A 23,574-nucleotide genomic window follows, 5' to 3' on the forward strand; every position below is an offset into this window, starting at 1 on the left:
AAAACTCAAAACTCAAAACTCAAAACTCAAAACTCAAAACTCAAAACTCAAAACTCAAAACTCAAAACTCAAAACTTTCCTGCTCCCTATTTCAACAGTCGAATAAACTCTAGTGGCAATCCGTCCGTGTCGGCGATGAAGGCGACTTCGTAGACGAGATCGCCGATCATTTGTTGCTCTGGTTCTAGCAATATCTGAAGCGGTGGCAGTTGAGCGTGTTTGAACTGATCTTGAAGCGTGTTAAGCCAAGTTGCAAGATCGGAAGTGTGGTGAGTCAGGTCAAAAGAAAGATGGTAATACCCCACATAATGTTCGTCGTGAAAGGCATCGGGTGCGGGTTTAGGCTGGGGAATTTGAATCAGTTCAATCCGTCCCCCCAACCCTTCCATCCAGCACGCCAGGGTGTAACCTGTGGTAAATCGCTCGTTTACGGCAAAACCGAGCATTTCGTAGAACGCGATCGCCTGATGAATATCTGCCGTCCGAATTGAGATGTGATGCATTCAAATCACTAGCTTATTGCCAGAGCTAATCTATTGCCGAACATAATCATCTTGAAAACGGATAATATCATCCTCTCCGAGATAATCTCCATTCTGTACCTCTATCACAATTAAAGGAATCACTCCAGGATTTTCCAACCGATGCACTTTGGTTTGAGGAACATAGGTGGATTGATTGCTGCACAGCACGATTTCTTCTCGATCACAGGTCACTTTTGCCGTGCCAGACACCACAATCCAATGCTCACTTCGATGGTAGTGCATTTGTAAGCTAAGACGATGCCCCGGATTGACTTCAATTCGTTTAATTTTGTAGCCGACTCCTTCATCCAAAACGGTGAAAGAACCCCAAGGGCGCGTATCGGTGACTCCAGTCATTTGAGCAAATGCCAGCGCAGTCGCAACGGCTGCGGTTTCAGAATCATGGTGTAGTAATGCCATAAGTATTATCGGTGTAAATACGCTGCAATCTGTCTTATTAAGCCCAAAATAACGCGATGTGCAACTAAGTTCTTGCAAGAAAAGTCCCACTGGACAATGCTAGAAGTACAACCTATCTAGCTGGAGTGGGACTGATGTTTACTATTGAAGAGTTTATCATCGCTGTTTTTTGCTGTGTAGATGACTTGCTTAAGGAGATCCCCCAAGGGCAACCGATTCGAGCAAGAAGTGCTGACGATGGAAATTGTGGCAGGCGTTGCATAATTAAAGGATGATATTGAGTAAATGACCTATGCAATGCCCGGAATGTGGATCGACTAACATCCGTAAGAATGGACATCGAAGAGGTAAACAAAACCACATTTGTGCTGATTGCCGACGACAGTTCCTTGAGGATTATCAAGTTCATCTGGGCTATCCCGATGAGTTCAGGCAGGAATGCCTCAAAATGTATGTCAATGGCATCGGCTTTCGGGGCATTGAACGGGTTAAAGGAGTGCATCATACGACGGTGATTAGCTGGGTCAAAACGGTCGGTGAAAATCTCCCGGATGCCGATGATCCAGACCAAATTCCCCAGGTAGGTGAACTGGATGAACTGGAAACCTTTGTGGGATCAAAAAAAACAAAATTTGGCTGTGGACAGCGGTAGACCACTTTTATAAAGGCATCTTAGGCTGGGTCTTGGATGAAAAATATGTATTGGTCTACCATGCGCCCGAACCGGATCGATTGCTGCGGCTTCAAGATGCGTTAGAAGGGGACGCGATCGTTCCAGGATTTTCGATGTCGGTTGTAGAGTTGTTTGAAGAGTGGGATTTTTAGCGATCGCGGATACAAGATCTGATTGAGACTTATAACTTTAAGTCCAGAAGAACCACCGGAATTAAGCTAAAAACTTTTGATGATCTCAATAGACCCAGTTTGATTGGGAACCCTAACGTATAGCTTTTACACTTCAAAATCACCTTCACTTTCAAACACAACGATTATGGGATTCCTCATTTTTCTGGTCATGCTCGTGCTGATGATTGGCGTGATCATCATGAACGCCTACAACAGCCTAGTCACGCTGCGAAATCGTTACAAAAATGCCTATAGCCAAATTGATGTTCAGCTTCAACGCCGTTACGATCTGATTCCCAACCTGGTAGAAACTGCCAAAGGGTATATGAAGCATGAGCGGGAAACCCTAGAAGCGGTGATTACTGCCCGGAACGCTGCCATGAGTGCCAACAGTCGCGCCGCCCGAAACCCCGGTGATCCGCAAGCAATGCAGCAATTAGAATCGGCTGAGGCAGTTCTGACGGGCAGTTTGGAGCGGTTACTGGTTTTGTCAGAAGCTTACCCAGATTTGAAAGCGGACCAAAATATGGCGCGGGTCATGGAAGAGCTAACGTCTACAGAAAACCGAGTTGCCTTTGCTCGTCAAGCTTTCAATGATGCAGTCACCGTCTATAACACCAAGCGTGAAGTATTTCCGAGCAACTTGATCGCGGGTTCATTTAACTTTCAAACGGCAAACTTGCTAGAAGAAGCCACTCCAGAAGTAAAGGCTGCTCCACGAGTCTCGTTTTAAAGATGTATTCGCCCTTTTTTCACACTTGGTACTGACTCATGAACTTCTTTGAGCATCAAGACCGTGCCCATCAAAATACTCGTCGGTTGGGGTGGCTGTATTTATTGTCGTTGGTCGGTATTATTGGCGCTATTCACTTCGCTCTATGGCTGATCTGTCGGCTGATTTTGAAGGCGAATATTAGCTTGCTGAGTCCAGGGATGTTGCTCAGCGTGGCGGTGCCAACGTTGCTGTTGATTTTGAGTGGAACGCTGTTTAAGCTAATCAAGTTGAGGCAGGGCGGGGCAGCGGTGGCAAAAGAGCTTGGGGGGCGGTTGATTGAGCCAGAACAGGCAACCGTCCTAGAAAAGCAGTTGTTGAATATTGTGGCGGAAATGGCGATCGCGTCTGGGATTCCGGCTCCTCAAGTCTTTGTGCTCGATCTCGAAACCAGTATTAATGCATTTGCGGCTGGTAATTCACCTCAAAAAGCGGCGATCGGGGTGACTCGTGGCTGTTTAGAAACACTGAACCGAGATGAATTGCAGGGCGTAATTGGGCATGAGTTTAGCCACATTTTGAATGGCGATATGCGGCTCAACATGAAGCTCATCGGCTTGCTCCATGGCATTGTGCTGATCTATATTTTGGGTCGTTTTGTTCTGCAATACAGCCCTGACATTTCCTTCACATCGGAAAAAGAGTCTGATTCCGGCTCAAACTTTTTCGCGACTATCGCACTGGGCATCGCTTTAATGGCGATTGGAGGAGTGGGATATTTCTTTGGACGGATTCTGCAAAGTGCGGTGTCGCGGCAACGTGAATTTTTGGCAGATGCTTCTGCTGTGCAGTTTACTCGTAACCCCGATGGACTGGCTAGCGCTTTGCAAAAAATCGAATCTCATGTCAACCATGCGAGGGTGTCAGCACCTCAAGCGGCGGCAATGAGCCATCTCTTTTTTGGGGAGGCAAATACTAACTGGCTGAGTGCCGATTGGTTTGCAACTCATCCCCCTACGCGCCAACGTTTGCAGCGGTTGAGTGGGGTCGCCCGTCAAGTACCGCCTGAAGCGGTTGTGGGAAACGCGATCGCTAGCCCTTCAATCGCTTCTCAGTCATCTCAGCCATCCCAGTCATCCAGCGTGATGGGTTTCGCCGCCACACCCGCTGCTTCGTCAGTCGTTTCAAATACCTCAAGTGCTTCCCAGCCTCGCAGTCAAGCTCCTTCTTCATCTCGATCGACTTCATTACCCAATGCGCGAGTTGCTCCAGTGCCAGAAATCTTACAGCAGGGAACCCAAACCTTGGAAGGCGCGATCGCGATCGCCCAAAGCCTCATGCTGGACTATCAAAATCCTTCTGTTCGCGCCCAGCAAGAAATGTGGCTACAGCAAACGGTGCCTGTTTCCCTTGCCGATCTAACGATCCAGAGCGGTAAAGTTTTGGAGACCTCCAATCCCCGTTTGCGCCTGCCGCTGCTTGATTCGGCAATTCCTGTTTTGCAGCAAGCTACTGTTAGCGAATTGCAGCAGTTGTTCAAAGTTCTCCAGGGCTTGGCAATCGTGGATAAACGCTGGTCACTCACCGAGTTTGTGATTTATACAGGACTTCAGCATCGATTGCAGCCTCGTGTACCACAACCCGCGATCGCGGCAACCGATCCATTAGAGTCCGTTTGGCAAGACTGTTTGATGGTTTTGGCAGCCATGGCGCGAGTCGGGCACACGGAGCCGGATACTATTGCCTATGCTTTTCGATCGGGGGTGTATCAGTTACCCGGAGCCAGTACGCGAGAAATTCCTACTACGACACCCAACGGCAACTTTAACCAGTTGAAAAGCAGCCTGGAACGGCTGAGTTCGCTGTCTGCCAAACTGAAACAAGTGATCGTCAGTGCCTGTAGTGTGATTGCGCTCCAAGATCAAACCGTGACGCTGCCAGAATCAGAGTTGCTCTGGGCGATCGCGACATGTTTAGATTGCCCCCTACCGTCTTGCCTGCATCTCAACAAGCAAAAGGCAAGACTAGCAGTATCTTAGGGAACAAAGGGCGCGCTATAAGATTGCCCACCGGGTAAGAAACTACGACACTAGGAACCGAGTTGGCGGTCTGCTCTCAGTGGATTAAGCAGAGTCGCAATCCACTGAACTGATGAGTACTCAGAGAAAGTACTTATTCCCTTTTCACCAGTTAATTTTAAGATTCTGTAAATTTACGGAATATTTAATTAATTAGTCATAGAAATATTTTATAGTTTTGTCAAATCTACGCTAGGGAAATTGACAGTAGATAATTTACGGGTATTCACAGAACCCAAGTCTCAGGACAATAAGAGTTGCTTTTTTAGGGGCAGCCTTTATTGCCGTGGAAAATTTTCGATTTCCTTGGGCGGCGGATATCTGTATGTAGTTTTTATCACAGTTTGATATTTTATAGGCGAGTAATTGTAATGATTGATTCCCAAGTCCCAGTGTCCGCGATCGCGCGTCCTGTTCCAACGTTTGATATGCCTGCCTCCCTGTGGGTTGCTTCTCCCCTGAGCGAGCCGTTTGCACCGCTGGCTTTGAGCAGGAGCAGCACTAGCAGCGCGATTCCCGTAGGGAGTCCTGTGGGAAGCTTCGCGAACGTTTCACGAATCGCCTTTGTCGATACGGGGTTATCCGACTATCAAACCCTGGTGGATGGACTCGCCCCCAACACTGCGGTCTATCTGCTCAATCCCGCTGGCGATGAACTGAGCCAGATCAGCCAAGTGTTGGCAGGCTACAGCAATTTGGCTTCGGTGTCAGTGTTTTCCCACGGCAGCAATGGCGCGTTGCAACTGGGCAATACCAGTCTAAATAGCGCTAACCTGATCGACTACGCCGGAATCTTGCAATCCTGGTCAAGGTTCCTGACTGAAGACGCAGACTTGCTGTTCTACGGCTGTGATCTAGCGGCAGATGCCACGGGACAGAATTTTGTTAGTCAGATTGCGGCACTCACGGGAGCAGATGTGGCGGCATCGAGTGACCTGACGGGCAGTAGTGCCTTGGGTGGGGATTGGGAACTGGAATTTGCGACGGGCAGTATTGAAACCTCCGAGTTTCTCTCCGACTGGGCACAGGCAGCCTACCAAAACGTCCTGGCAACCTATACAGTAACGACGACTAACGACGTAGTAGATGCAGGTGACGGAGTTCTTTCATTGAGGGAAGCGATCGACCAGGCAAATGCTAGCGTTGGAGTGGCAGACACGATCGACTTCAACCTCAGCGGCACAATTACCCTCGACAGCCAACTGGGACAACTGACGCTGACCGATAGCGCCAAAACCACCATTAATGGGGGCAATGCCATTGCCGTCAGCGGCAATAACGCTGTCCGCGTCTTTCAAGTCAACATTGGAGCCACCGCAGAATTCAACGGGCTGACCATCACAGGCGGTCGGGCTACAAACACTTCTACCAGAGACTTTTATGGTGGCGGCATCAACAACCTGGGTGCCCTGGTGGTGAATAACAGCACGATTACGGGGAACACAGCGACTCGCACGGGTGGCATCAACAACGGTGGCAGGGACAGTGCCTTGGGAGGCAATGTCCCTGCCACATTAACTGTCAACAACAGCACCATCAGCAACAACACGTCCACCAGTAGTGGTGCGATCGGCAACGTCGGCACCACCGCGATCAATAACAGTACTGTCTCTGGCAATAGCGGTGGCACGAACGGGGGAGCCGTTGCCAATGAGAGTGGGACGTTGACGCTCAGTAATAGTCTCCTGACTAATAATTCGTCCAGCAGTAGCGGTGGTGGCATCATCAACGGGGGCAGAGTGAATGTGATCAACAGCACCCTCTTTGGCAACTCGAGCGGCAGCGGCGGTGGCATCTTCAACCGTGGCAGGGTCGATGTATTCAACAGCACCATCAGCGGCAATACCGCAACAAACTCAAACGCCTCTTTCGGTGGCGGCGGCGGCATCTTCAACTTCAGTGGCACGCTGAATTTGAGCAACAGCATTGTGGCAGGCAATATTGCCCCGATTGGCTCGGAAATTAGGAGCGATTTCTCAGTCACCTCGGACGGCTACAACCTGTTGGGCGACAGCAACAAAACCACTGCCCAAGCCCTGGTCAATTTCACGCCCCTCGCCAGCGATATCCTGGCAACCAGCGATAGTCTGACACCCGCCGCCCTCGCCAGCATCCTCGGTCCCCTTGCCACCAACGGCGGTGCTACCCAAACCCTCGCCTTGGTAGCGGGGAGCCTCGCGATTAATGCGGGTAGCAACGCTCTGATTCCCGCCGGAGTCACCACCGACCAGCGCGGCTTTGTTCGCATCATCGGCGGCACCGTGGATATTGGAGCTTTTGAGTTTGGCTCTTCCCTCCCTAACACCCCCCCTATTGCTACCAATGACAGCTTCACCACCAATGAAGACACGACGCTGACGGGTAACGTGATCACCAACACCACTCCTAACGGGGCGGATAGCGACCCAGATAATAATCCGTTTACCGTCGCTACTGTCAATGGCAGCGCCGCGAATGTCGGCACGGCAATTTTCCTCACCAACGGCATCCTCACCCTCAATGCCAACGGCAACTTCACCTACACCCCCACTGCCAACGCCAACGGCAGTGATTCCTTCACCTACACCCTCAGCGATGGCACCTTTGCCTCCAACACGGCAACAGTCGGGCTTACCATTAACGCCGTCAACGATGCGCCCATTGTTGCCAATCCCCTTGGTAATCAGAGTAGTCCTGAAGACACAGCGGTGAATTTCACGATTCCTGTTAACACCTTCAGCGATGTGGATAATTCCACCCTTGCCCTAAGTGCCTCCCTCGCGGATAACACCGCGTTGCCCAGTTGGCTCAGTTTTGACTCCGCAACAGGCACTTTCTCCGGAACTCCGCCGCTCAACTTCAACGGCACCCTGGCGCTGAAAGTCACCGCTACCGATGCCGGAAATCTCTCTGCCGCCAGCAACTTCAATCTGGTGATTACGTCGGTAAATGATGCGCCAGTGGTTAGCACGATCGCCGACCAAACCACTGGGCAGAACACCGCCACCTCTCCCATTTCCTTCACCATTAGCGATGTGGAAACCGCCGCGAGTTCCTTAACCATGACGGCAACCTCCAGCAACACTGCCCTATTTCCCAACGGCAACATTGTCTTCGGTGGCTCTGGTGCCAATCGTACTCTGATCCTCACTCCTGCCAACAACCAATTTGGCACCGCAACGATTACCGTCAATGTCAGTGATGGCAATCTCGTCACACCCACCACCTTTACCGTCACTGTTGGACGCAACCTGAACGGGGGCAATGGCAAAGATACCCTAAATGGCACTGCCGGGAACGATCGCATTAATGGCGGCAATGGCGAAGATACTTTGTTTGGAGGGGCTGGCAATGACTTCCTGTTGGGTGGTAATGGGGATGATGTGCTGCGCGGCGGTCTGGGCAACGACATCCTCAACGGGGGCAACGGCAGCGATCGCTTTGTCCTGACGGCAGGCGAAGGGACTGACACGATTCAGGACTTCCAGAATGGTACGGATAAATTCGTTTTAGCAGGGGGATTGACCTACAACCAACTGACGGTTCAGCAGGAGGGTACTCGTACCCGGCTGTTGGTGACGGCAACGGGTGAAGTATTGGCATATCTGGATAATGTGAACTTCAACCTGATTGATGTCACCGATTTTGTGGTGGTGTCCTAACCCCATTTATTGTTTAGACGCTCTAGCTAAAGATCCCCTTGCCCCCTCAGTCCCCCTCTTATCAGGGGGGACTGAGGGGGAGTGCGTTGACCGCACGCTTCGCGAACAGTGCAAGAAATATATCACTATTACTGCTGAAATCGGTATGGCTAACAGTAAGTACTATCCGAGGTTAAGAGACGGCGCTGAAACTGAATTTATAGTCATTTCCTCGTAAATTGAGTACTATTGCCAACACTAAGCTTCCGATAGAGCTAACTGCGATTGTTTGGTCTTTTTGCAGGTTGGGAGTAGGATGTCAACGGTGTGAATTGCAGCAGGGCTAAAGAATGGCTCTCTAAGATGATTTATGGCTAGAGAACGAGGAAATCCGGAGCAACAGCCAGCGCGGCAGACCCAGATCCCACAGGATGAATGGCAGAGAGAGTCGCGATCTACTGGGCAAGGCATACCGCCTTTAGCCCCCAAGCGGACGGCAAGAGCAGTTCCCCCGCCTGTTTCTCAGCCTGCTTCAGTGGCAAGCGATCGCCCAGTTTCAGGAGCCATCAAACCTCCAACTAGAACCGAGAAGGCAACCCAGGTTCAACCGCGATCGCCCGCTTCGCATCCTGCATCTCAACCCTATAAAGATTTGCAGCAATTCCCTTCTTTAAATAAGCCCGCAAACAAGACCGCTGGTTCTCAGCCTACGCAACCCCAAAGAAGCCAACTGCGGCAATTGGGCGATCGCTGGCGACGGCGACTGTTGAACTGGAAAACATTGTTGCTTGTTAGCTTTATAGTCTGCGGTGGCTCTGCGGCATTGGCACTGGCATATATTTTTCAACTACCAGGATTGCCCAACTGCCCAGCGGTGTTTTGGCCTCTTGCCTCTGCCTCGATGCGGTTTGAATGTGCCCGAATTGCGGCAAGTAAGCAAACGGCGAATGATTTGCTCGAAGCGATCGTCTTAGTGGATGGCTTGCCCGCCGATCATGCCATGCGCGCAGAGGCAAACCGACTGGTAGAACTATGGTCGCAAGAAGTACTGAAGCTCGCAGAAGACCTGTTTCAACAAGGAAAGCTTCAGGAAGCGATTGATGCGGCTCAAAAAATCCCGACTCGCGTGACGGCGCATAAGCTGGTTGAGAAGCGGGTAAACCATTGGCAAACGATTTGGGCATCGGCAGAAAAAGCCTACCAAAATGCCGAAGCAGCGATGAAAAAGCGGCAGTGGCGACAAGCTTTTCAGTTTGCGATCGATCTATTGAATCTAGATAATCGCTATTGGCAAACCACGAAATATGATGAGTTGACCAATCGGATCAACACCGCTCGCATTGATGGCAACAAGCTGTATGAAGCAGAACGGTTAGCCGATGACGGCGGCTTGGCAAACCTACTAGAAGCCGTCAAGTTAGCAGAGCAGATTCGCCCAGACAGCTACATCTATCCGCTGGCTCAATCCAAAATCAAAGGGTTTGGGCGCAAAATGTTAGCGCTTGCAGAAGAGACATTGGAGCGCAGAAATTTGCAGGAGGCGATCGCGATCGCCAACAAAATCCCTAAAAACGCGAAGCTCGAAGAAGAAGTAAAGGACTTTACTATCCTGGCAAATGCTCAGTCGCAGGCATGGCAAGATACCGTTGTTAACCTGGAAGCTGCCATTAGTCAGGCGCAGCGCCTTCAGCCCAACCGTCCACTTTACAAAAAAGCGCAGCAGTGGATTACTCGCTGGCAGTACAGCATTACCGGATTGGCTCAGCTTGAGCGTGCCCGTCTACTGGTGCAAGCCAGAGGGGGAAGTTTGGAAGCCGCGATCGCCGCCGCCTCGCTGATTTCTCCGGCCAATCCTCGCTATCGGGAAGCGCAAACTCAAATTCAAGCGTGGGAGTCCGAAGTTCAAATTTCGCAAGATCGCCCCATTCTCGATCAAGCCGACCAGCTTGCCCTGCCGGCTGATGTGGCTTCCCTGCAAGCGGCTGTTAATCAGGCAAATCAGATCGCAGCGGGACGCGCCCTTTCCAAAGAAGCTCAGAGCAAAATTCAGCAGTGGACGAGCCAAATTCAGCAGATTCAAGATCAGCCCTATCTCGATCAAGCGCGTGCCTATGCCAATGCTGGAAATTTGCGAACTGCCATTAAAATTGCCGAACAAATTCGGTCTGGGCGATCGCTCTATGGTGAAGCGCAAGCGGCGCTGGCTCCTTGGCGTAGGCAACTTCAAGCAGACGCTGACCAAGCCCAGGCACAAAGTGATCTTGCCCAAGCGGAACGGACTCTGCAAGATGCGCGACAAATTGCCAGCGTTGGACTCCCTGCTAGCCTTGCCAATGCCATTCAACTGGCAAATCAAATCACTCGCCCCGCCGCTCTGCGCTCTGAAGCTACAACCGCCGTTAATGATTGGAGTCTGCAACTTCTGCAACTCGCCCAACAGCAAGCAACAAGCAACCCCGCCGCCGCGATCGCGATCGCCCAACGCATTCCCTCCAACACTTCTGTTTATTCAGAAGCTCAAACCCAGATTGCCACCTGGCAAAAAATGATTCCAGTGCCGTATTGAATAACGCAATGTGCGACTTTCCTGAAACAATGCAAAGACCGCCCTCACCCTAGCCCTCTCCCATCGGGCGAGGGAACCGGAAATGTCTGAAAGCCCTTCTCCTTGCAAAGACCGCCCTCACCCTAGCCCTCTCCCATCGGGCGAGGGAACCGGAAATGTCTGAAAGCCCTTCTCCTTGGGGAGAAGGGTTGGGATGAGGGCGAATTAGTTGCACATTAGGTTAAACAAGTTCTTTAGATTCAGAGATCAACTTCGGCGCTCTTGCAGCTTGCGATACACAGCTTTGAGATCGACGTTGTGATGAGCCAAGGCAACCAGCGTATGGTAGAACAAATCGGCAACTTCGCCCGCGATCGCCGATTGTGTCACCGCATCCTTGGCAGCCGGATCATCATCCTTACACGCCATCACCACCTCAGCGGATTCCTCGCCAATTTTTTTGAGAATTTTGTTATCGCCTCCCGCAAACAGCTTAGAGGTATAAGAGGTTTCGGTGGGATGATCGCGGCGATCGCGCACCACCGCATACACCTGAGATAGCGTATCCGCAGGGGGTGCCTCCACATGGCTATTCACGCGATGAAAACAGCTTCGTTCCCCCGTATGGCAAGCAATATCGCCAATTTGCTCTACGGTAATCAGCAAACAATCGCTGTCGCAGTCATAGCGTAACGATTTCACGAGTTGCAAATGACCTGAAGTTTCGCCCTTATGCCAAAATTCCTGCCGCGATCGACTCCAAAACCAGGTTTCACCCGTTTCAATCGTCTTTTGCAACGACTCTTGGTTCATCCATGCCATCATCAGCACGGTGCCATCCAAATAGTCCTGCACAATTGTCGGAACTAAACCGCGATCGTCGTATTTAATAGCTTCAACCGGAATCGCTTGATTGCCCATGTCCACCTATCCTCCAGATCTCTGCATTGTTTAATCATCTCATTCCCCTACCCCTATCCACTTTCATTTATGACTTCTGCCTCGCTCCAACTGACCCACATTGGCGTTCCCCCCATCAAATGCCAGGGAATTAAAACAAAATTGGTGCCTTTTATCTTGAACCAAATTGTTTGGCAAGAAACAAAGGATGCCACCTGGATTGAACCCTTTTTAGGATCGGGAGTAGTTGCCTTCAATCGGCTTCCTCACCGGGCAGTGCTTGCCGATACCAATCCCCACATCATTGGGTTTTATCAAGCGATTCAGCAGGGAACTATCGATCGCGCATCGGTACAAAAATTTTTAGTCCAAGAAGGCGAAATGTTACGGCAACACGGAGCAGAATACTACTACACAGTGCGCGATCGCTTTAACCAAGCGCCATCCCCCTTAGACTTTTTATTTCTCAATCGCGCCTGTTTCAATGGGTTAATGCGGTTTAATAGCAAAGGACAATTCAATGTGCCTTTTTGCCAAAAACCCCAGCGATTTTCTCAGAGTTACATCACCAAAATTTCTAACCAAGTTGACTGGGTTGCCCAACGCATGATAGGCAAACAGTGGAAACTGTGTATCGCCGACTGGCAACAAACGCTCCAAGCTGCGAAGCCAGAAGATTATGTGTATTTTGATCCCCCTTACATTGGTCGCCATGCCGACTATCACAACCAGTGGAGCTTGGAAGACGCAGAGAAACTAGCCGCGATCGCCCAACAGTTACCCTGCGGATTCGCTGTATCCATGTGGCTGGAGAATCGCTATCGTCAAAATGATCATATTCAACAATCCTGGTCAAACTTAGACACGCGAACCCATCAGCACTTCTATCATGTCGGTTCCCACGAGAAACTACGCAGCGCGATGACAGAAGCGCTCATCATCAAACCAGGCTGGGTCGCATCCTAAAATGATTTCTGGTAGCTTCTAAGTCGCTGAGTGGCAAGAGAAAGAAATGCAAATATTGACGACGGATGTTTTGGTAGTCGGTGGGGGCACAGGAGGAACGGCAGCAGCACTCCAGGCAGCGCGACGGGGAGCGCAGGTCATTTTAATCAGTGAGTTTTCCTGGCTGGGGGGAATGCTGACGAGTGCTGGCGTAACGGCACCGGATGGTAACGAATTAGAGGCATGGCAAACAGGGATTTGGGGCGCTTTTTTGCGAGAATTAGAACAACGACAGCCAACCGGATTGAACCACGGCTGGGTCAGCTTTTTCACCTACGATCCGCGAGTGGGCGCTGAGATTTTTGCCGATTGGGTGGCAGCATTACCCAATTTGAAATGGATTGCAGGACAGGTGCCGCGATCGCTGTTGCGCCAGGAAAACCAGGTAGTGGGCGTTCAGTTTGCCGATTACACGATTCACGCCAAAGTGATCCTAGATGGCACAGAACTGGGGGATCTGTTGGCACTGGGCGAGATTCCCCATCGTTGGGGTTGGGAGTTGCAGGCAGAGTTTGGAGAACCCAGCGCTCCAACAGCAGCCAATGCCCTGATTGAAACCTATCCGGTGCAGGCTCCCACTTGGGTCATGGTCATGCAGGATAGGGGCGAGGGGAGCGAGGCACCTGTGATCCCGGTTCCCCCCCATTACAATCCTGAGGTATTTCAGAACGCATGGGCAGATTACGGCGGCGACAAGTTTTTGAATTATGGACGGCTTCCGGGCGATCGCTTTATGATCAATTGGCCCATTCACGGCAATGATTATGGGGAAGGCGTTCAGCGATTAATCGGCACAGAGTCCGACAAACAGCAATTTTTGCAAGAAGCGCTGTGGCATTCCCAAGGTTTTGCTCACTTTATCCAAACCCAACTAGGACGACGCTATGGGCTAGCTGAAGATGTGTTTCCCATTCAAAACTCAAAACTTAGAACTCAAAACTCGCCAAGTGCCTACGCGCTACACCCCTACTATCGAGAAAGCCGCCGATTAAGGGGACTAACGATAGTACGAGAGCAAGATCTACTCCCGATCGCCAAAGGACAGGTGGCAGCATTACCGATTGTGGTCAATGCTCAAGGCTGTGAGCAGGCTGAGAATATCTGTGATGCGATCGCGATCGGCAACTATGCCAATGACCATCACTATCCCAGTGGTGATATCAAACTTGCGCCAAAATCCATCCGGTGGGGCGGGCGTTGGACCGGAACACCGTTTACGATCCCCTATCGGGCTTTGATTCCTGAAACAATCGATGGCTTTCTAGTCTGCGAAAAAAACATTTCTGTCTCACACATGGCAAATGGCGCAACTCGTTTACAGCCTTGCGTGTTGGGGATCGGGCAAGCCGCAGGAATGGCAGCAGCACTCTGCATTGAACAAGATTGTCAGCCCCGAAATTTGCAGGTGAGATCGCTTCAAACAGCCCTACTAACCGACGCGATCGCGCCCACTGCCGTAATTCCATTATTTAACCAATCAATTGATCATCCAGAGTGGCTCTACTGGCAGCAGTTTTATTTGAATCAACCGGATGCCTATCCAGGATCAGGCTATGCTCCAACACCGCAAGAATCTACCCAAAAAACTGTAGAACGTGGTTTCTCCCCAACTCAAGTGGAACTATCGGGTATCTTTAAACGGTTAAGCAAACAGCAGTATGAACTGTTTATTACTAATCCCAAGCACCTAAGCGATCGCACCGTGAGTCTAGTAACGCTAAACGCTAGCATCGATCATCTACTTCAGGACTTGGATGCAGAACAGACTGTCGTCGTTAGCGGACATCTGAATCCCGCTGGAAATTGGTTTTTAGCAAAGCACTGCTGTCTCCTGAGTACCCATTAGCAACTCACCAAGGTATTGACAGTCAAACAAGCGCTAGAACCTTTATCAATCAGGATTCGTTCACTTCTTACAGAACAGAGACTTCTAGGCTTTTGGTAGGCGATTCTGCCAAGTCATCGTAAACCGTTAACTTTGTCGGCTTACACCGCTTGATTAAAACTGCAATACCTTGAGCGCCTTCCAACTGCAAATCTTCTAAGTATCCTGGCTTCTCACTTTCTGCCTCTTGGCGACTGAGAAAAGGACCGAAATAATAAGTACAGCGAGGAGAATCGGTTTTAACCTTTACCCACCAAGCAAAACCAAAAAAATCGATGAGTCTTACCAAAGATTCCTGCATTGTTATCTCGCTATTTTTTCAGTGGCATTCAGTGGCATCTTGATAAAGCTTCACAGCCTTAAATAATTTCAATTATTTCATCAGCTATGGTTTGTTATACTCTGCAACCTCACTTTTTTTCAACCCCATTGGATGAGATCTATCCAGATGTAAGGTTTTAAATTGGCGCTGGCGATAAACTTCATACAATGCCATACCGGTCGCAACAGAGGCGTTAAGGCTTGGCGTATTTCCAGCTAAAGCAATAGAAACCAATCGATCGCATCCCCGTTGAATTAGCATACTTAAGCCTTCCCCTTCGGCCCCAACCACTAGGGCGATCGCTCCCGTAAACTCAACCGTGTGAATTGGCTCACTTCCTTCCATTTCGAGTCCATACATCCAAAATCCGGCTGCCTTCAAATCTTCTAGGGCGCGATTCAAATTGACAACCCGTGCCACTGGAAAAGTTTCTAACGCTCCGGCTGCCACTTTTGCAACGGTTGCAGTGATCCCGGCGGCTCTTCGTTGGGGAATGATTAAGCCTTGTGCGCCCATTGCTTCTGCTGAACGGATAATGGCACCCAAGTTATGGGGATCAGTGATGCCGTCTGCAACCACTAGCACAGGTTGATCCACCTTTGCTTTAGCTTGCTCAATCAAAGTGGCTAGTTCAACATACTCGTAGGGTGCAGCTTGCGCCACAACGCCTTGATGATTAGCACCCTGAGTCATTTGATCTAAGCGACGGGGATCAACCTCATCAATCACCGCACCGTTAGTTTTTGCCTGCTGCAATAAAGTATGAAATCGATGATCGTAGCGTAAACGGGGAATAATCCAGATGCGATTTAGGCTACGCTCGGCTTCTAGGGCTGCCAAAACTGGATGACGACCATAAATCAACTCAGCAGAGTCGTCTTGAAGCGTAGTAGATGAATCACCCTGAGTTTCTGAAAACTCCCGTTTACCACGGGGAATAAAAGTTTCTGCCCGCGATCGCTTCGGGTCTCTAGTTCGCGCAGGATGAACAAATGCGGCGGAACGAGTTCCTTGAAACTCTCCAGAAGCAGATTCTGCGGAATTGGATCGTGTATCTCTGAAGTCTCTAGAGGCTTTCTTTGGTCTAGGTGAATAGCTTTCAGATCGTGAGCTTCTCCCATCCCTAGAAACTCGTTCAGGTCTAGAGGAATAACCTTCCGAGTGAGAGCTTCTTGCATGAGAAGCACGTTCAGGTCTAGCGGGATAGTCTGACCGTGAGCCTTTGGCATCTTTGGAAGTTCGCTTAGGTTTAGGAACATTGCTGTTTGAGCGAGATCCTTCTGAATAAGATCCCTCTGAGTAAGATCCCTTAATGTCTCTAGCCGCACGCTTGGGTCTAGAGGTGTAATCTGAGGGAGCGCTTCTACGATCCTGGGATGTCCGCTCTGGCTTGGATTTAGGAGCGGCAAGATATTCTTCATCACCAGTTTTGGAAACTGGGCGAGGTCTGCTCGTTGTAACGTGCTTTTTATGAACCTTTTTGTCTCTTGATGATAGAGCGGCATCTCCACGCACAGGACGATCTCGATCTCGCCGTGCCCCTTGGGGTTTAGGTGAACTACTACTTCTAGAATCGGTACGGGAATGTCGAACAGGCTCAGGTTTACGCTTTTTGTCGGTCATGGCTCGTTAACAATAAAAATAAGGACTGGAGACTTGATGATTAATCCAAGAAGATAAAAGTACTCATCCTTTAATAAAGGACAATTTTTCAAGTAATGAGGCGATCGCTATTCGCAAATAGCCGTCGAATCAATTTGCAAATGACCTAGCAACTCCATAAGTCGGTGCAAATCAGAAAGGTAAAGATAGCCAATTAATGTCTCCAAACTGGTTGCTCGCTGGTAGGTCTCTGGATCAATCCGTTTAGGACGGCTAGCTGTTGCATTCCGTCCACGCTTTAAGAGATCTAATTCTGTAGAAGTCAAAAAGGGGAGCAACTGATTTAAATAGTGAGCTTGAGTTTCAGCCCGCACTTGTGAGACAACTTGTTGATGATAGGCTTGGATGCGTTTGGGTGGATTTAAATAGTAGCGACGAATATAAAGCTCATACACCGCGTCTCCTAGATAGGCTAATGCTCCTAGAGGCAGTTGCTGAAGCTGATTAGATGATAGTGTTTGGCAAAATAGGGCTTGAGCGATCGCCCCTTTATCTAAATTAGCGTCCAAGGGATCACTAGCTTGCATCATCTCCAGGATTTATACCAACTTTCTGCCAGCGTTCTCTAGCATGTAATCTAGCATGTAGTAAACTACTCCATCTTATTAATCAAGAATCCCTGTAAGGAAATCTACCTATCTATTATTCAAATAACAGTTATTCAATTAATAGATTAATTGACGCAAACTTGAGGCGAACGACTAGCCCTGCTTCTCAACCGCTATATCGTTCTTCTGCCCAAGGTTCGCCCCGTTGATGGTAGCCATTTCGTTCCCAAAAACCTAGCTCCGTTTGAGCGAGAAACTCTAATCCATTAAGCCATTTAGCGCTTTTCCAAGCGTAAAGATGAGGAACCACTAACCGTAAAGGTCCACCATGCTCAGCAGGAAGCGGCTCACCAAAAAGCGTATGAGCAAAAAAGTTTTCTTCTCGCAGAAAGTCATTCATTGAAATATTGGTTGTGTAGTCTCCATAGCAATGCTCCATGATATGAACTGCTTTGGGATCTACTTCAACATGTTTCATGAAATCTACCACCTTGACACCGCGCCATTCAACATCAAGCTTTGACCAAGTGGTAACACAGTGAAAATCAGCAGTAAAGTCGCTTTGAGGCATTGCCATTAGGTCATCCCAAGTAAAGATGACCTTCTGTGCTAATCCACATATTCTCAGCGTCCAGTCTTTAAAACCTATCTGGGGAGTATCCCCATAGGTCAAAACTGGAAAACCCTTAGCTAAGTGCTGTCCTGGTGGAACTCGATCTTGTAAGGAGGGATCTGGTTTTTGGAAAAATTTTCCTAACATTTTAGAAAGCGCTCTATGCTTCTTCCTCTTCTTCTTCTGCTTGGGGATAGATAAACCCTTCAGCGCGTCCAGTCAAAATCGACTTGCCAAGTGATAGGGCACGTTGTGCCTGCAATCTCGCCTTGCCCTTCCATGTTGCCCGCCGCTTATCACGCTTGGACTTAGATGTTTTCTTTTTCGGTTGAGCCATAATAAACGGGATGATTTTTCATAACTTTTCTATTCTAAAGCATGATTTCAGTTAGTTTATACAGAATTCTGAAATGTCTGGAGTTAATGAATAGTCATGAAAAACCACTCATGGTATAAACTACATAAACCCTATCAAATAACTGGGTTTTGATTTGACAGGGCAGTAGGCACACAGTTCTAAGGCGGGTTAGAGAAGAATAGTCTTCCTACTAACGGCGTTTTCGCTCTAAAACTATTTCTTTTTTACAGTCATTTACTCTGATTTTGAGGTCGCATTCCGTGGGCATTATTGTTGAGGACGTATCCAAACAGTTTGGTAACTTTCAAGCGGTTAGTCAGGTCAGTCTTGAGATTAAAAGCGGCACTCTGATTGCATTGTTAGGTCCTTCCGGGTCAGGAAAGTCTACGCTGCTACGTCTAATTTCAGGGTTAGAAACTCCTGATAGCGGTAAGATTTGGCTCACGGGTGAAGATGCGACCCATCGAAGTGTGCAAGACCGCAATATTGGGTTTGTGTTTCAGCACTATGCCTTGTTTAAACACTTAACAGTGCGTAAAAACATTGCTTTTGCGTTGGAATTGCGAAAAACTGCACCTAAGCAGGTAAAAGCGCGAGTGGATGAATTGTTAGAACTGGTGCAACTGCATGGATTGGGCGATCGCTATCCGTCTCAACTATCGGGCGGACAACGGCAGCGGGTGGCGCTGGCGAGAGCATTAGCGGTGGAACCGAATGTGCTGCTGTTGGATGAACCGTTTGGGGCGTTAGATGCCAAAGTGCGAAAAGATTTGCGCGTTTGGCTGCGACGCTTACACGATGAAGTGCATGTCACCACTGTGTTTGTGACTCACGACCAAGAGGAAGCGATGGAAGTGGCAGACGAAATTGTGATCATGAATAAGGGCAAGGTAGAGCAAGTGGGGTCGCCGGCACAAATTTATGATCATCCCGCTAGTGCCTTTGTGATGAGCTTTATTGGTCCAGTGAACGTGTTGCCTAGTACCTCCCGAATTTTTCAGGCAAATGGGTTTGAGTCGCCCCATCCAGAGGTTTTTTTGCGACCCCAAGATATTTTGGTGGAAACCCAGCAAACGGAATCATCGGTGGCGGCAAGGGTTAACCGGATCATTCATTTGGGCTGGGAAATTCAGGCGGAATTGATTTTGGACGATGGGCAGGTACTCATGGCACATTTAACCCGCGATCGCTTTGATGAACTGAACCTAGAACCTCAGCAGCGCATTTTTGTGAAGCCCAAAGATGCCAAAGCGTTTCCCTTGTATTATTCGATTTAGCCTAATGTGCAACTAATTCGCCCTCATCCCAACCCTTCTCCCCAAGGAGAAGGGCTTTCAGATATTTCTTGTTCCCTCTCCCGCTGGGAGAGGGCTAGGGTGAGGGCAGTCTTTGTGTTGTTGCAGGAAAGTCGTACATCGCGTGATTTAGTAATTTAGTCGATGCGTGAGATGGGGAGCGCAATAGTGAAGCTTTGACTTGTCAGTTTGCACTCAGCGATCGCTCGGTATAGTGGTTTCTATGCCAAATTTTCAAACAGATTTCCAAAATCGATCAGCTAGATTTCAATTCCATTTTCCAGCCTGGAAACTCCCAGATTGGCAGTCATTGAGTATTGCTTTTTTCAGCGGTGTTGCCATGAGTTTGGCAGTTGCCCCCTTAAATTGGTGGGGTTTCGCGTGGATTGCGATCGCGCCATTGTGGGTCATCGTTAATGGCGAAAACCATAAAGCAAGTGGACGAATGATCTCCCCAACTGTCTGTGCGATCGCTTGGGGCATTGGGTATCACGGTTCGGCGCTTTTTGAGATTAGAGGCTTACATCCGCTGATGTGGCTGGGAATTCCGTGGCTTGCTAGCATCGCCATCACCTTTTTTTGCTGGGCATTCATCACACTTTGGGGTGCGGCACTTGTAGCCATTTGGCAGGGGGGCATGAGATTAGGGGTGAGGAGTTGGACTTCTGCCGCGAGCGGCAGTCGAACCAAGATAGGCAATAGTGGAGTTGCGTTCAGTCTATTTCGGGTTCTCCTAGGAACGGCGCTTTGGTGTGGAGTAGAAACTTTGTGCAACCTAACTCCCCTCGCGTGGACATCCATTTCTTACACCCAAAGTCCGGGCAACCTAGCCATTTTACATTTGGGACAGCTATCGGGCGCAATGACGGTAACGGCGGCGATCGCTGCTGTGAATGGATTAATTGCAGAAGCTTGGATCAGTTGGCAAGCAAAAGCAAAAGATAAACAGCCTTACTTTTTGGTCGCGATCGCAGTTTTACTATTCGTTATCGGTCATCTACTTGGCTACTGGCTCTATCGTCAGCCGTTAAACGATCTGGCAACCTCGGCTCTGAAAGTAGGGCTTATTCAAGGCAATGTGCCCACTCGAATTAAGCTGTTCCCGGAAGGGTTGCAACGGGCAGAAACAGGATATGCCAAAGGCTACACAACTTTGGTAGAACAGGGCGCAGAAGCGGTATTAACCCCGGAAGGAGCGCTCCCATTTTTGTGGAACGATCGCAGTCGGATCAACAGTCTGTTTTATCAATCCGTGTTAGACAAACAGAAAGTGACCTGGTTGGGGACGTTTACGGCTCAAAAGGGTGGCGTTGCTCGCAGTTTACTGACACTCAATGCTCAAGGTGACGCAATCAGCCGCTATGACAAGGTGAAACTCGTGCCCCTAGGCGAATATATTCCCTTCCAAGAACTGCTGGGGGGACTGGTTAGCAAGCTCACGACGGTTGCAGAAAATGGCTTACCTGGCGGATTGAATCAGCGTTTAGATACTCCGTTTGGTCTGGCGATCGCCAGTATTTGCTACGATTCTGCCTTTCCTGAAATATTTCGGAGGCAAGCAGCGCGAGGCGGACAGTTCATTCTTACCGCGTCTAATCTTGATCCCTATAGTGAGGTGCTAATGGCACAGCATCAAGCCCAAGACTTGATGCGGGCAATTGAAATCGATCGCTGGGCGGTGCGAGCGACAAACACAGGCTACTCCGGCGTGATTGATCCCCATGGGCGAATTGTCTGGCGATCACAGCCCCAAACTTACGACATCCACGTTCAAACTATTTATCGTCGCCAAACTCAAACTGGGTATGTTCGGTGGGGCGATTGGCTCACTCCCGTGCTGCTAATTTTGGCGGCAGTTGCTGGCGTTGTTCGCTGGGTGCGATCGCAATAATCCTTGGTCAACTGGAAAAGTCAACTTGGAAAGGCGATCGCCCTAGCCTGATACTGATACCCTAGGAGTAACCGCTAAAGCTTCTGAACCTGTATGAGATTTTCTCGTGATTGCGCGTTTGCAATACGAACCTTGACGAAAGCACCCACTCTTACGTCATCGCCAACTCTTGCTCCAGTAAAGTCTGGTCAAACGACGCGCGACCCTTATCCCAACTTTAAAGTCATTGTATTAAACGATGATTTCAACACCTTCGAGCATGTATCTAGTTGCTTGCTGAAATATATTCCTGGTATGACTCCCGACTATGCCTGGGATTTAACCAACCAAGTGCATCACGAAGGGCAAGCGATCGTTTGGGTCGGTCCGCAGGAGCAAGCTGAGCTTTATCATATGCAACTGGGGCGAGAAAACTTAACCATGGCTCCTCTAGAAGCGGCATGATTGGTTTTAGTGATTAGATTTTGCAGAATCAAGCCAAACACCGCAGGATACTACTATGGCAAGTCCTACTGGAAGACTCGTTCTTAACCATTCCACCCACATTCCAGGACTCATTGCCATTTTGGATCGTCTGACTCAAGAAGTGGGAGTTCAAACGATTACTCCAGGGGTGATTGGTCCGGTGCGATCTCATACCCCAAAAATGACGCTAAAAGTATCCGTTCCAATTCGAGGCGGCTTCAAGCTGATCGCTAGAAAAGGGAAAACTGTTCAAGAAGTGTTTGTGATTGCGACCCTAGATCAAGCCGAGCTAGAAGCCGCGATCGCAGCAATTCTAGCTCGGTAAAGCAATTATTTATTCGGCTTGCCGATCTGCGACCCGATTGAGCGGCAAACTAAGGATGCAGCTAGCGGTCAGCAAAAACGCAATGACGCTCGTTAACTTAACGCTAAGTATGGCAGTTTCCCACTCTGGCAATAGTATCTTTTGTAAGCCCACGGCTCCGCAATAAACCAACCAGTAAGAAAACGTCATCAGCATCAGCATGTGGTCGGCTGCTTCCACATCATCTTTTGTGCTGTTGCGATCGCTGACTAAGAGACTAATTCCAGCAACACAAGCAAAAGACGAAAAAATAACCAACAATTCGTGCAAAGAAAGTTCAAACATAATCTTACTCAAGCCGTTTTTAAAGAGGACGTTTTGAAGTGAGATTCAGTCTAAAGGACTATGCTGTAAGACAGATAGCAATCCTTACAAAGATCAATAAATTCAGGATTTAGCTTAACGAAACGCAAAAAATCTACCTAATTCTACTGAATTACACTGAATCAATCCCTACTATAAAAATACTCACACTAATAAACTGATCCACAAAAATTAAGCTTTGAACCAGTCTTAAAAATACTCATTGCTTAAATTCTGAACCCCAAACCCTGTACTTAAGGTACAGACAGCAACGTCGTTAAATCTTGTTTAGCTTACTTTTTGTTTCAATAAACTTGCCATTTTTCCAAACGCCCTCAAGCCGTGCGCCAGTTGCCAGCGTATAAACTCCTTTTCCACTTTGCCGCCCCATGCGAAATTCTCCTTCATAGCGCGTTCCACTCGAAAAGCGGCATACTGCAAAACTGTTCAGTAGATCAGTTTGAAACTCTCCCTCGCAGCGAGTGCCATCTGCCAGCACTAACAGCCCTCTTCCTTGTTTCTTACTATTTTGAAAATTACCTTCATACCGATTGCCGCTCGGATAAGTACAAACTCCTACCCCATTCAACATATCTCCTCGAAAATTTCCTTGGCAGCGTGCCCCGTTTGCAAAAAAGAATTGTCCTTGCCCTGCTCGAATGCCTTTTTGAAACTCTCCCTCGTAGCGATTTCCTCCTGGAAAAACGCATACGCCCTTGCCATGCAGTAAATCATTCCGAAATTCTCCCTCACAGCGAGTGCCATCCGCAAATCTGAAAACGCCTTTTCCGTGGCGCTGACTATTTTTCAGTTCGCCTTCATAGCGATTGCCACTTGGAAACGTACAGGTTCCTTTTGCTTGTAGCAATTCATCCCGCAGTTTTCCTTCGCAGTAGCTTAGTGCAAGCAGGGTGGGAGCGTTGGCTAAAACGGATGGTGCAGCACCAAGAATAGAAAAGCTGGCGATCGCGATCGCGCCGATTAGCATCATTACCTGAGGTTGGGGTAGACGATTATTTGATGCGATCGTCGAAAAAGTGGGCACACTAGAGAGGTTGTTTTTGCCGGAAGTAGACGAATGAGGAGGTTGTCGCATAAATCTGTAGCTAGGAGAGATCTTCAGTTTAGATAGTGCATTTCGTATAGTGCATTTCGTAAAAAGTATTGACAACTATCTAAAGTTTGAAGTAAAGCCAAGGAGAAAGTTGGAAAACGAAA

General features: G+C 49.0%; 21 protein-coding genes and 2 pseudogenes. 13 read left to right on the top strand and 10 right to left on the bottom strand.

Going from position 1 to position 23,574, the window contains the following annotated elements; translation table 11 throughout:
• Positions 1-86 precede the first annotated feature (86 nt).
• Both AB3R30_RS13630 and AB3R30_RS13635 read right to left on the bottom strand, forming a co-directional pair.
• Complete coding sequence (locus tag AB3R30_RS13630; protein WP_458649742.1) at positions 87-503, bottom strand: VOC family protein; 417 nt, start codon at positions 501-503, stop codon at positions 87-89.
• A 30-nt stretch (positions 504-533) separates the two neighbouring features.
• Entirely contained in the window at positions 534-881 is a 348-nt protein-coding gene (locus AB3R30_RS13635) for a phosphomannose isomerase type II C-terminal cupin domain (protein ID WP_458649823.1), read from the bottom strand.
• Positions 882-1,078: 197 nt separating this feature from the next.
• Here AB3R30_RS13635 and AB3R30_RS13640 point away from each other — a divergent pair.
• The 7 genes and pseudogenes from AB3R30_RS13640 to AB3R30_RS13670 all read left to right on the top strand — a co-directional run.
• Positions 1,079-1,171: pseudogene (locus tag AB3R30_RS13640) on the top strand (IS982 family transposase); the annotation flags it as partial.
• A gap of 65 nt (positions 1,172-1,236) precedes the next feature.
• Positions 1,237-1,637 (top strand): annotated as a pseudogene (locus tag AB3R30_RS13645) (IS1 family transposase); the annotation flags it as partial.
• Positions 1,629-1,769: a hypothetical protein gene (locus AB3R30_RS13650; protein WP_458649824.1), complete on the top strand. Its 141-nt coding sequence runs from the start codon at positions 1,629-1,631 to the stop codon at positions 1,767-1,769. The pseudogene AB3R30_RS13645 and the gene AB3R30_RS13650, both read left to right, overlap by 9 nt.
• 166 nt (positions 1,770-1,935) lie before the next feature.
• Complete coding sequence (locus tag AB3R30_RS13655) at positions 1,936-2,523, top strand: LemA family protein (protein ID WP_458649743.1); 588 nt, start codon at positions 1,936-1,938, stop codon at positions 2,521-2,523.
• 38 nt (positions 2,524-2,561) lie between these two features.
• Positions 2,562-4,541: a M48 family metallopeptidase gene (locus AB3R30_RS13660; protein ID WP_458649744.1), complete on the top strand. Its 1,980-nt coding sequence runs from the start codon at positions 2,562-2,564 to the stop codon at positions 4,539-4,541.
• Between the two features lie 410 nt (positions 4,542-4,951).
• Positions 4,952-8,221 carry a DUF4347 domain-containing protein gene (locus AB3R30_RS13665; protein WP_458649745.1) on the top strand — a complete coding sequence of 1,090 codons (3,270 nt, stop codon included), beginning with the start codon at positions 4,952-4,954 and terminating at the stop codon, positions 8,219-8,221.
• A 349-nt stretch (positions 8,222-8,570) separates the two neighbouring features.
• Complete coding sequence (locus AB3R30_RS13670) at positions 8,571-10,766, top strand: hypothetical protein (protein WP_458649746.1); 2,196 nt, start codon at positions 8,571-8,573, stop codon at positions 10,764-10,766.
• Positions 10,767-11,012: 246 nt separating this feature from the next.
• Here AB3R30_RS13670 and hisIE read toward each other — a convergent pair whose 3' ends face one another.
• Positions 11,013-11,666 carry a bifunctional phosphoribosyl-AMP cyclohydrolase/phosphoribosyl-ATP diphosphatase HisIE gene (gene hisIE / locus AB3R30_RS13675; protein ID WP_458649747.1) on the bottom strand — a complete coding sequence of 218 codons (654 nt, stop codon included), beginning with the start codon at positions 11,664-11,666 and terminating at the stop codon, positions 11,013-11,015.
• 69 nt (positions 11,667-11,735) lie between these two features.
• Between hisIE and AB3R30_RS13680 the strand changes: the two genes are divergently transcribed.
• A complete protein-coding gene (locus AB3R30_RS13680) occupies positions 11,736-12,611 on the top strand; it encodes a DNA adenine methylase (protein ID WP_458649748.1) in 876 nt (291 codons plus the stop codon).
• Positions 12,612-12,657: 46 nt separating this feature from the next.
• A complete protein-coding gene (locus AB3R30_RS13685; RefSeq protein ID WP_458649749.1) occupies positions 12,658-14,496 on the top strand; it encodes an FAD-dependent oxidoreductase in 1,839 nt (612 codons plus the stop codon).
• Positions 14,497-14,563: 67 nt separating this feature from the next.
• Here the strand turns inward: AB3R30_RS13685 and AB3R30_RS13690 are convergent, their stop codons facing one another.
• From AB3R30_RS13690 to AB3R30_RS13710, 5 genes are all read right to left on the bottom strand, one after another.
• Positions 14,564-14,836 carry a DUF1816 domain-containing protein gene (locus AB3R30_RS13690; protein ID WP_458649750.1) on the bottom strand — a complete coding sequence of 91 codons (273 nt, stop codon included), beginning with the start codon at positions 14,834-14,836 and terminating at the stop codon, positions 14,564-14,566.
• 84 nt (positions 14,837-14,920) lie between these two features.
• Entirely contained in the window at positions 14,921-16,480 is a 1,560-nt protein-coding gene (gene rlmB / locus AB3R30_RS13695) for a 23S rRNA (guanosine(2251)-2'-O)-methyltransferase RlmB (protein ID WP_458649751.1), read from the bottom strand.
• Positions 16,481-16,587: 107 nt separating this feature from the next.
• On the bottom strand, positions 16,588-17,049 hold the full coding sequence (locus tag AB3R30_RS13700) for a Mini-ribonuclease 3 (RefSeq protein WP_458649752.1): 462 nt from the start codon (positions 17,047-17,049) through the stop codon (positions 16,588-16,590).
• Between the two features lie 184 nt (positions 17,050-17,233).
• Complete coding sequence (locus AB3R30_RS13705) at positions 17,234-17,827, bottom strand: sulfite oxidase-like oxidoreductase (protein ID WP_458649753.1); 594 nt, start codon at positions 17,825-17,827, stop codon at positions 17,234-17,236.
• Between the two features lie 13 nt (positions 17,828-17,840).
• The gene (locus AB3R30_RS13710) at positions 17,841-18,017 is read right to left on the bottom strand and encodes a 50S ribosomal protein L32 (protein WP_458649754.1); all 177 of its coding nucleotides are present in this window, start codon (positions 18,015-18,017) and stop codon (positions 17,841-17,843) included.
• A 281-nt stretch (positions 18,018-18,298) separates the two neighbouring features.
• Between AB3R30_RS13710 and AB3R30_RS13715 the strand changes: the two genes are divergently transcribed.
• The 4 genes from AB3R30_RS13715 (at position 18,299) to AB3R30_RS13730 (ending at position 22,014) form a co-directional block, all read left to right on the top strand.
• A complete protein-coding gene (locus AB3R30_RS13715; RefSeq protein ID WP_458649755.1) occupies positions 18,299-19,315 on the top strand; it encodes a sulfate/molybdate ABC transporter ATP-binding protein in 1,017 nt (338 codons plus the stop codon).
• Between the two features lie 328 nt (positions 19,316-19,643).
• Positions 19,644-21,224, top strand: coding sequence for an apolipoprotein N-acyltransferase (gene lnt / locus AB3R30_RS13720; protein WP_458649756.1), 1,581 nt, complete (start codon positions 19,644-19,646; stop codon positions 21,222-21,224).
• 132 nt (positions 21,225-21,356) lie between these two features.
• A complete protein-coding gene (clpS, locus tag AB3R30_RS13725; protein ID WP_458649757.1) occupies positions 21,357-21,668 on the top strand; it encodes an ATP-dependent Clp protease adapter ClpS in 312 nt (103 codons plus the stop codon).
• A gap of 55 nt (positions 21,669-21,723) precedes the next feature.
• A complete protein-coding gene (locus AB3R30_RS13730) occupies positions 21,724-22,014 on the top strand; it encodes a DUF2103 domain-containing protein (RefSeq protein WP_458649758.1) in 291 nt (96 codons plus the stop codon).
• A 9-nt stretch (positions 22,015-22,023) separates the two neighbouring features.
• Here the strand turns inward: AB3R30_RS13730 and AB3R30_RS13735 are convergent, their stop codons facing one another.
• Positions 22,024-22,338: a hypothetical protein gene (locus AB3R30_RS13735; RefSeq protein WP_458649759.1), complete on the bottom strand. Its 315-nt coding sequence runs from the start codon at positions 22,336-22,338 to the stop codon at positions 22,024-22,026.
• Positions 22,339-22,633: 295 nt separating this feature from the next.
• On the bottom strand, positions 22,634-23,452 hold the full coding sequence (locus AB3R30_RS13740; RefSeq protein WP_458649760.1) for an MORN repeat-containing protein: 819 nt from the start codon (positions 23,450-23,452) through the stop codon (positions 22,634-22,636).
• Positions 23,453-23,574: the final 122 nt, after the last annotated feature.

This window comes from Sivoneniella epilithica UHCC 1019 (genome assembly GCF_040830845.1).
In the GTDB taxonomy this organism is placed as follows: domain Bacteria; phylum Cyanobacteriota; class Cyanobacteriia; order Leptolyngbyales; family Leptolyngbyaceae; genus ULC077BIN1.

Excerpts from the sequence above, each read along its gene's own strand:
- AB3R30_RS13660 (WP_458649744.1), top strand. The coding sequence starts at position 2,562 with ATGAACTTCTTTGAGCATCAAGACCGTGCCCATCAAAATACTCGTCGG.
- rlmB (WP_458649751.1), bottom strand. The coding sequence starts at position 16,480 with ATGACCGACAAAAAGCGTAAACCTGAGCCTGTTCGACATTCCCGTACC.
- AB3R30_RS13735 (WP_458649759.1), bottom strand. The coding sequence starts at position 22,338 with ATGTTTGAACTTTCTTTGCACGAATTGTTGGTTATTTTTTCGTCTTTT.
- AB3R30_RS13670 (WP_458649746.1), top strand. The coding sequence starts at position 8,571 with ATGGCTAGAGAACGAGGAAATCCGGAGCAACAGCCAGCGCGGCAGACC.
- AB3R30_RS13630 (WP_458649742.1), bottom strand. The coding sequence starts at position 503 with ATGCATCACATCTCAATTCGGACGGCAGATATTCATCAGGCGATCGCG.
- AB3R30_RS13705 (WP_458649753.1), bottom strand. The coding sequence starts at position 17,827 with ATGTTAGGAAAATTTTTCCAAAAACCAGATCCCTCCTTACAAGATCGA.
- AB3R30_RS13740 (WP_458649760.1), bottom strand. The coding sequence starts at position 23,452 with ATGCGACAACCTCCTCATTCGTCTACTTCCGGCAAAAACAACCTCTCT.
- AB3R30_RS13680 (WP_458649748.1), top strand. The coding sequence starts at position 11,736 with ATGACTTCTGCCTCGCTCCAACTGACCCACATTGGCGTTCCCCCCATC.
- AB3R30_RS13635 (WP_458649823.1), bottom strand. The coding sequence starts at position 881 with ATGACTGGAGTCACCGATACGCGCCCTTGGGGTTCTTTCACCGTTTTG.
- AB3R30_RS13730 (WP_458649758.1), top strand. The coding sequence starts at position 21,724 with ATGGCAAGTCCTACTGGAAGACTCGTTCTTAACCATTCCACCCACATT.
- AB3R30_RS13700 (WP_458649752.1), bottom strand. The coding sequence starts at position 17,049 with ATGATGCAAGCTAGTGATCCCTTGGACGCTAATTTAGATAAAGGGGCG.
- AB3R30_RS13655 (WP_458649743.1), top strand. The coding sequence starts at position 1,936 with ATGGGATTCCTCATTTTTCTGGTCATGCTCGTGCTGATGATTGGCGTG.
- AB3R30_RS13665 (WP_458649745.1), top strand. The coding sequence starts at position 4,952 with ATGATTGATTCCCAAGTCCCAGTGTCCGCGATCGCGCGTCCTGTTCCA.
- hisIE (WP_458649747.1), bottom strand. The coding sequence starts at position 11,666 with ATGGGCAATCAAGCGATTCCGGTTGAAGCTATTAAATACGACGATCGC.
- AB3R30_RS13685 (WP_458649749.1), top strand. The coding sequence starts at position 12,658 with ATGCAAATATTGACGACGGATGTTTTGGTAGTCGGTGGGGGCACAGGA.
- AB3R30_RS13710 (WP_458649754.1), bottom strand. The coding sequence starts at position 18,017 with ATGGCTCAACCGAAAAAGAAAACATCTAAGTCCAAGCGTGATAAGCGG.
- AB3R30_RS13690 (WP_458649750.1), bottom strand. The coding sequence starts at position 14,836 with ATGCAGGAATCTTTGGTAAGACTCATCGATTTTTTTGGTTTTGCTTGG.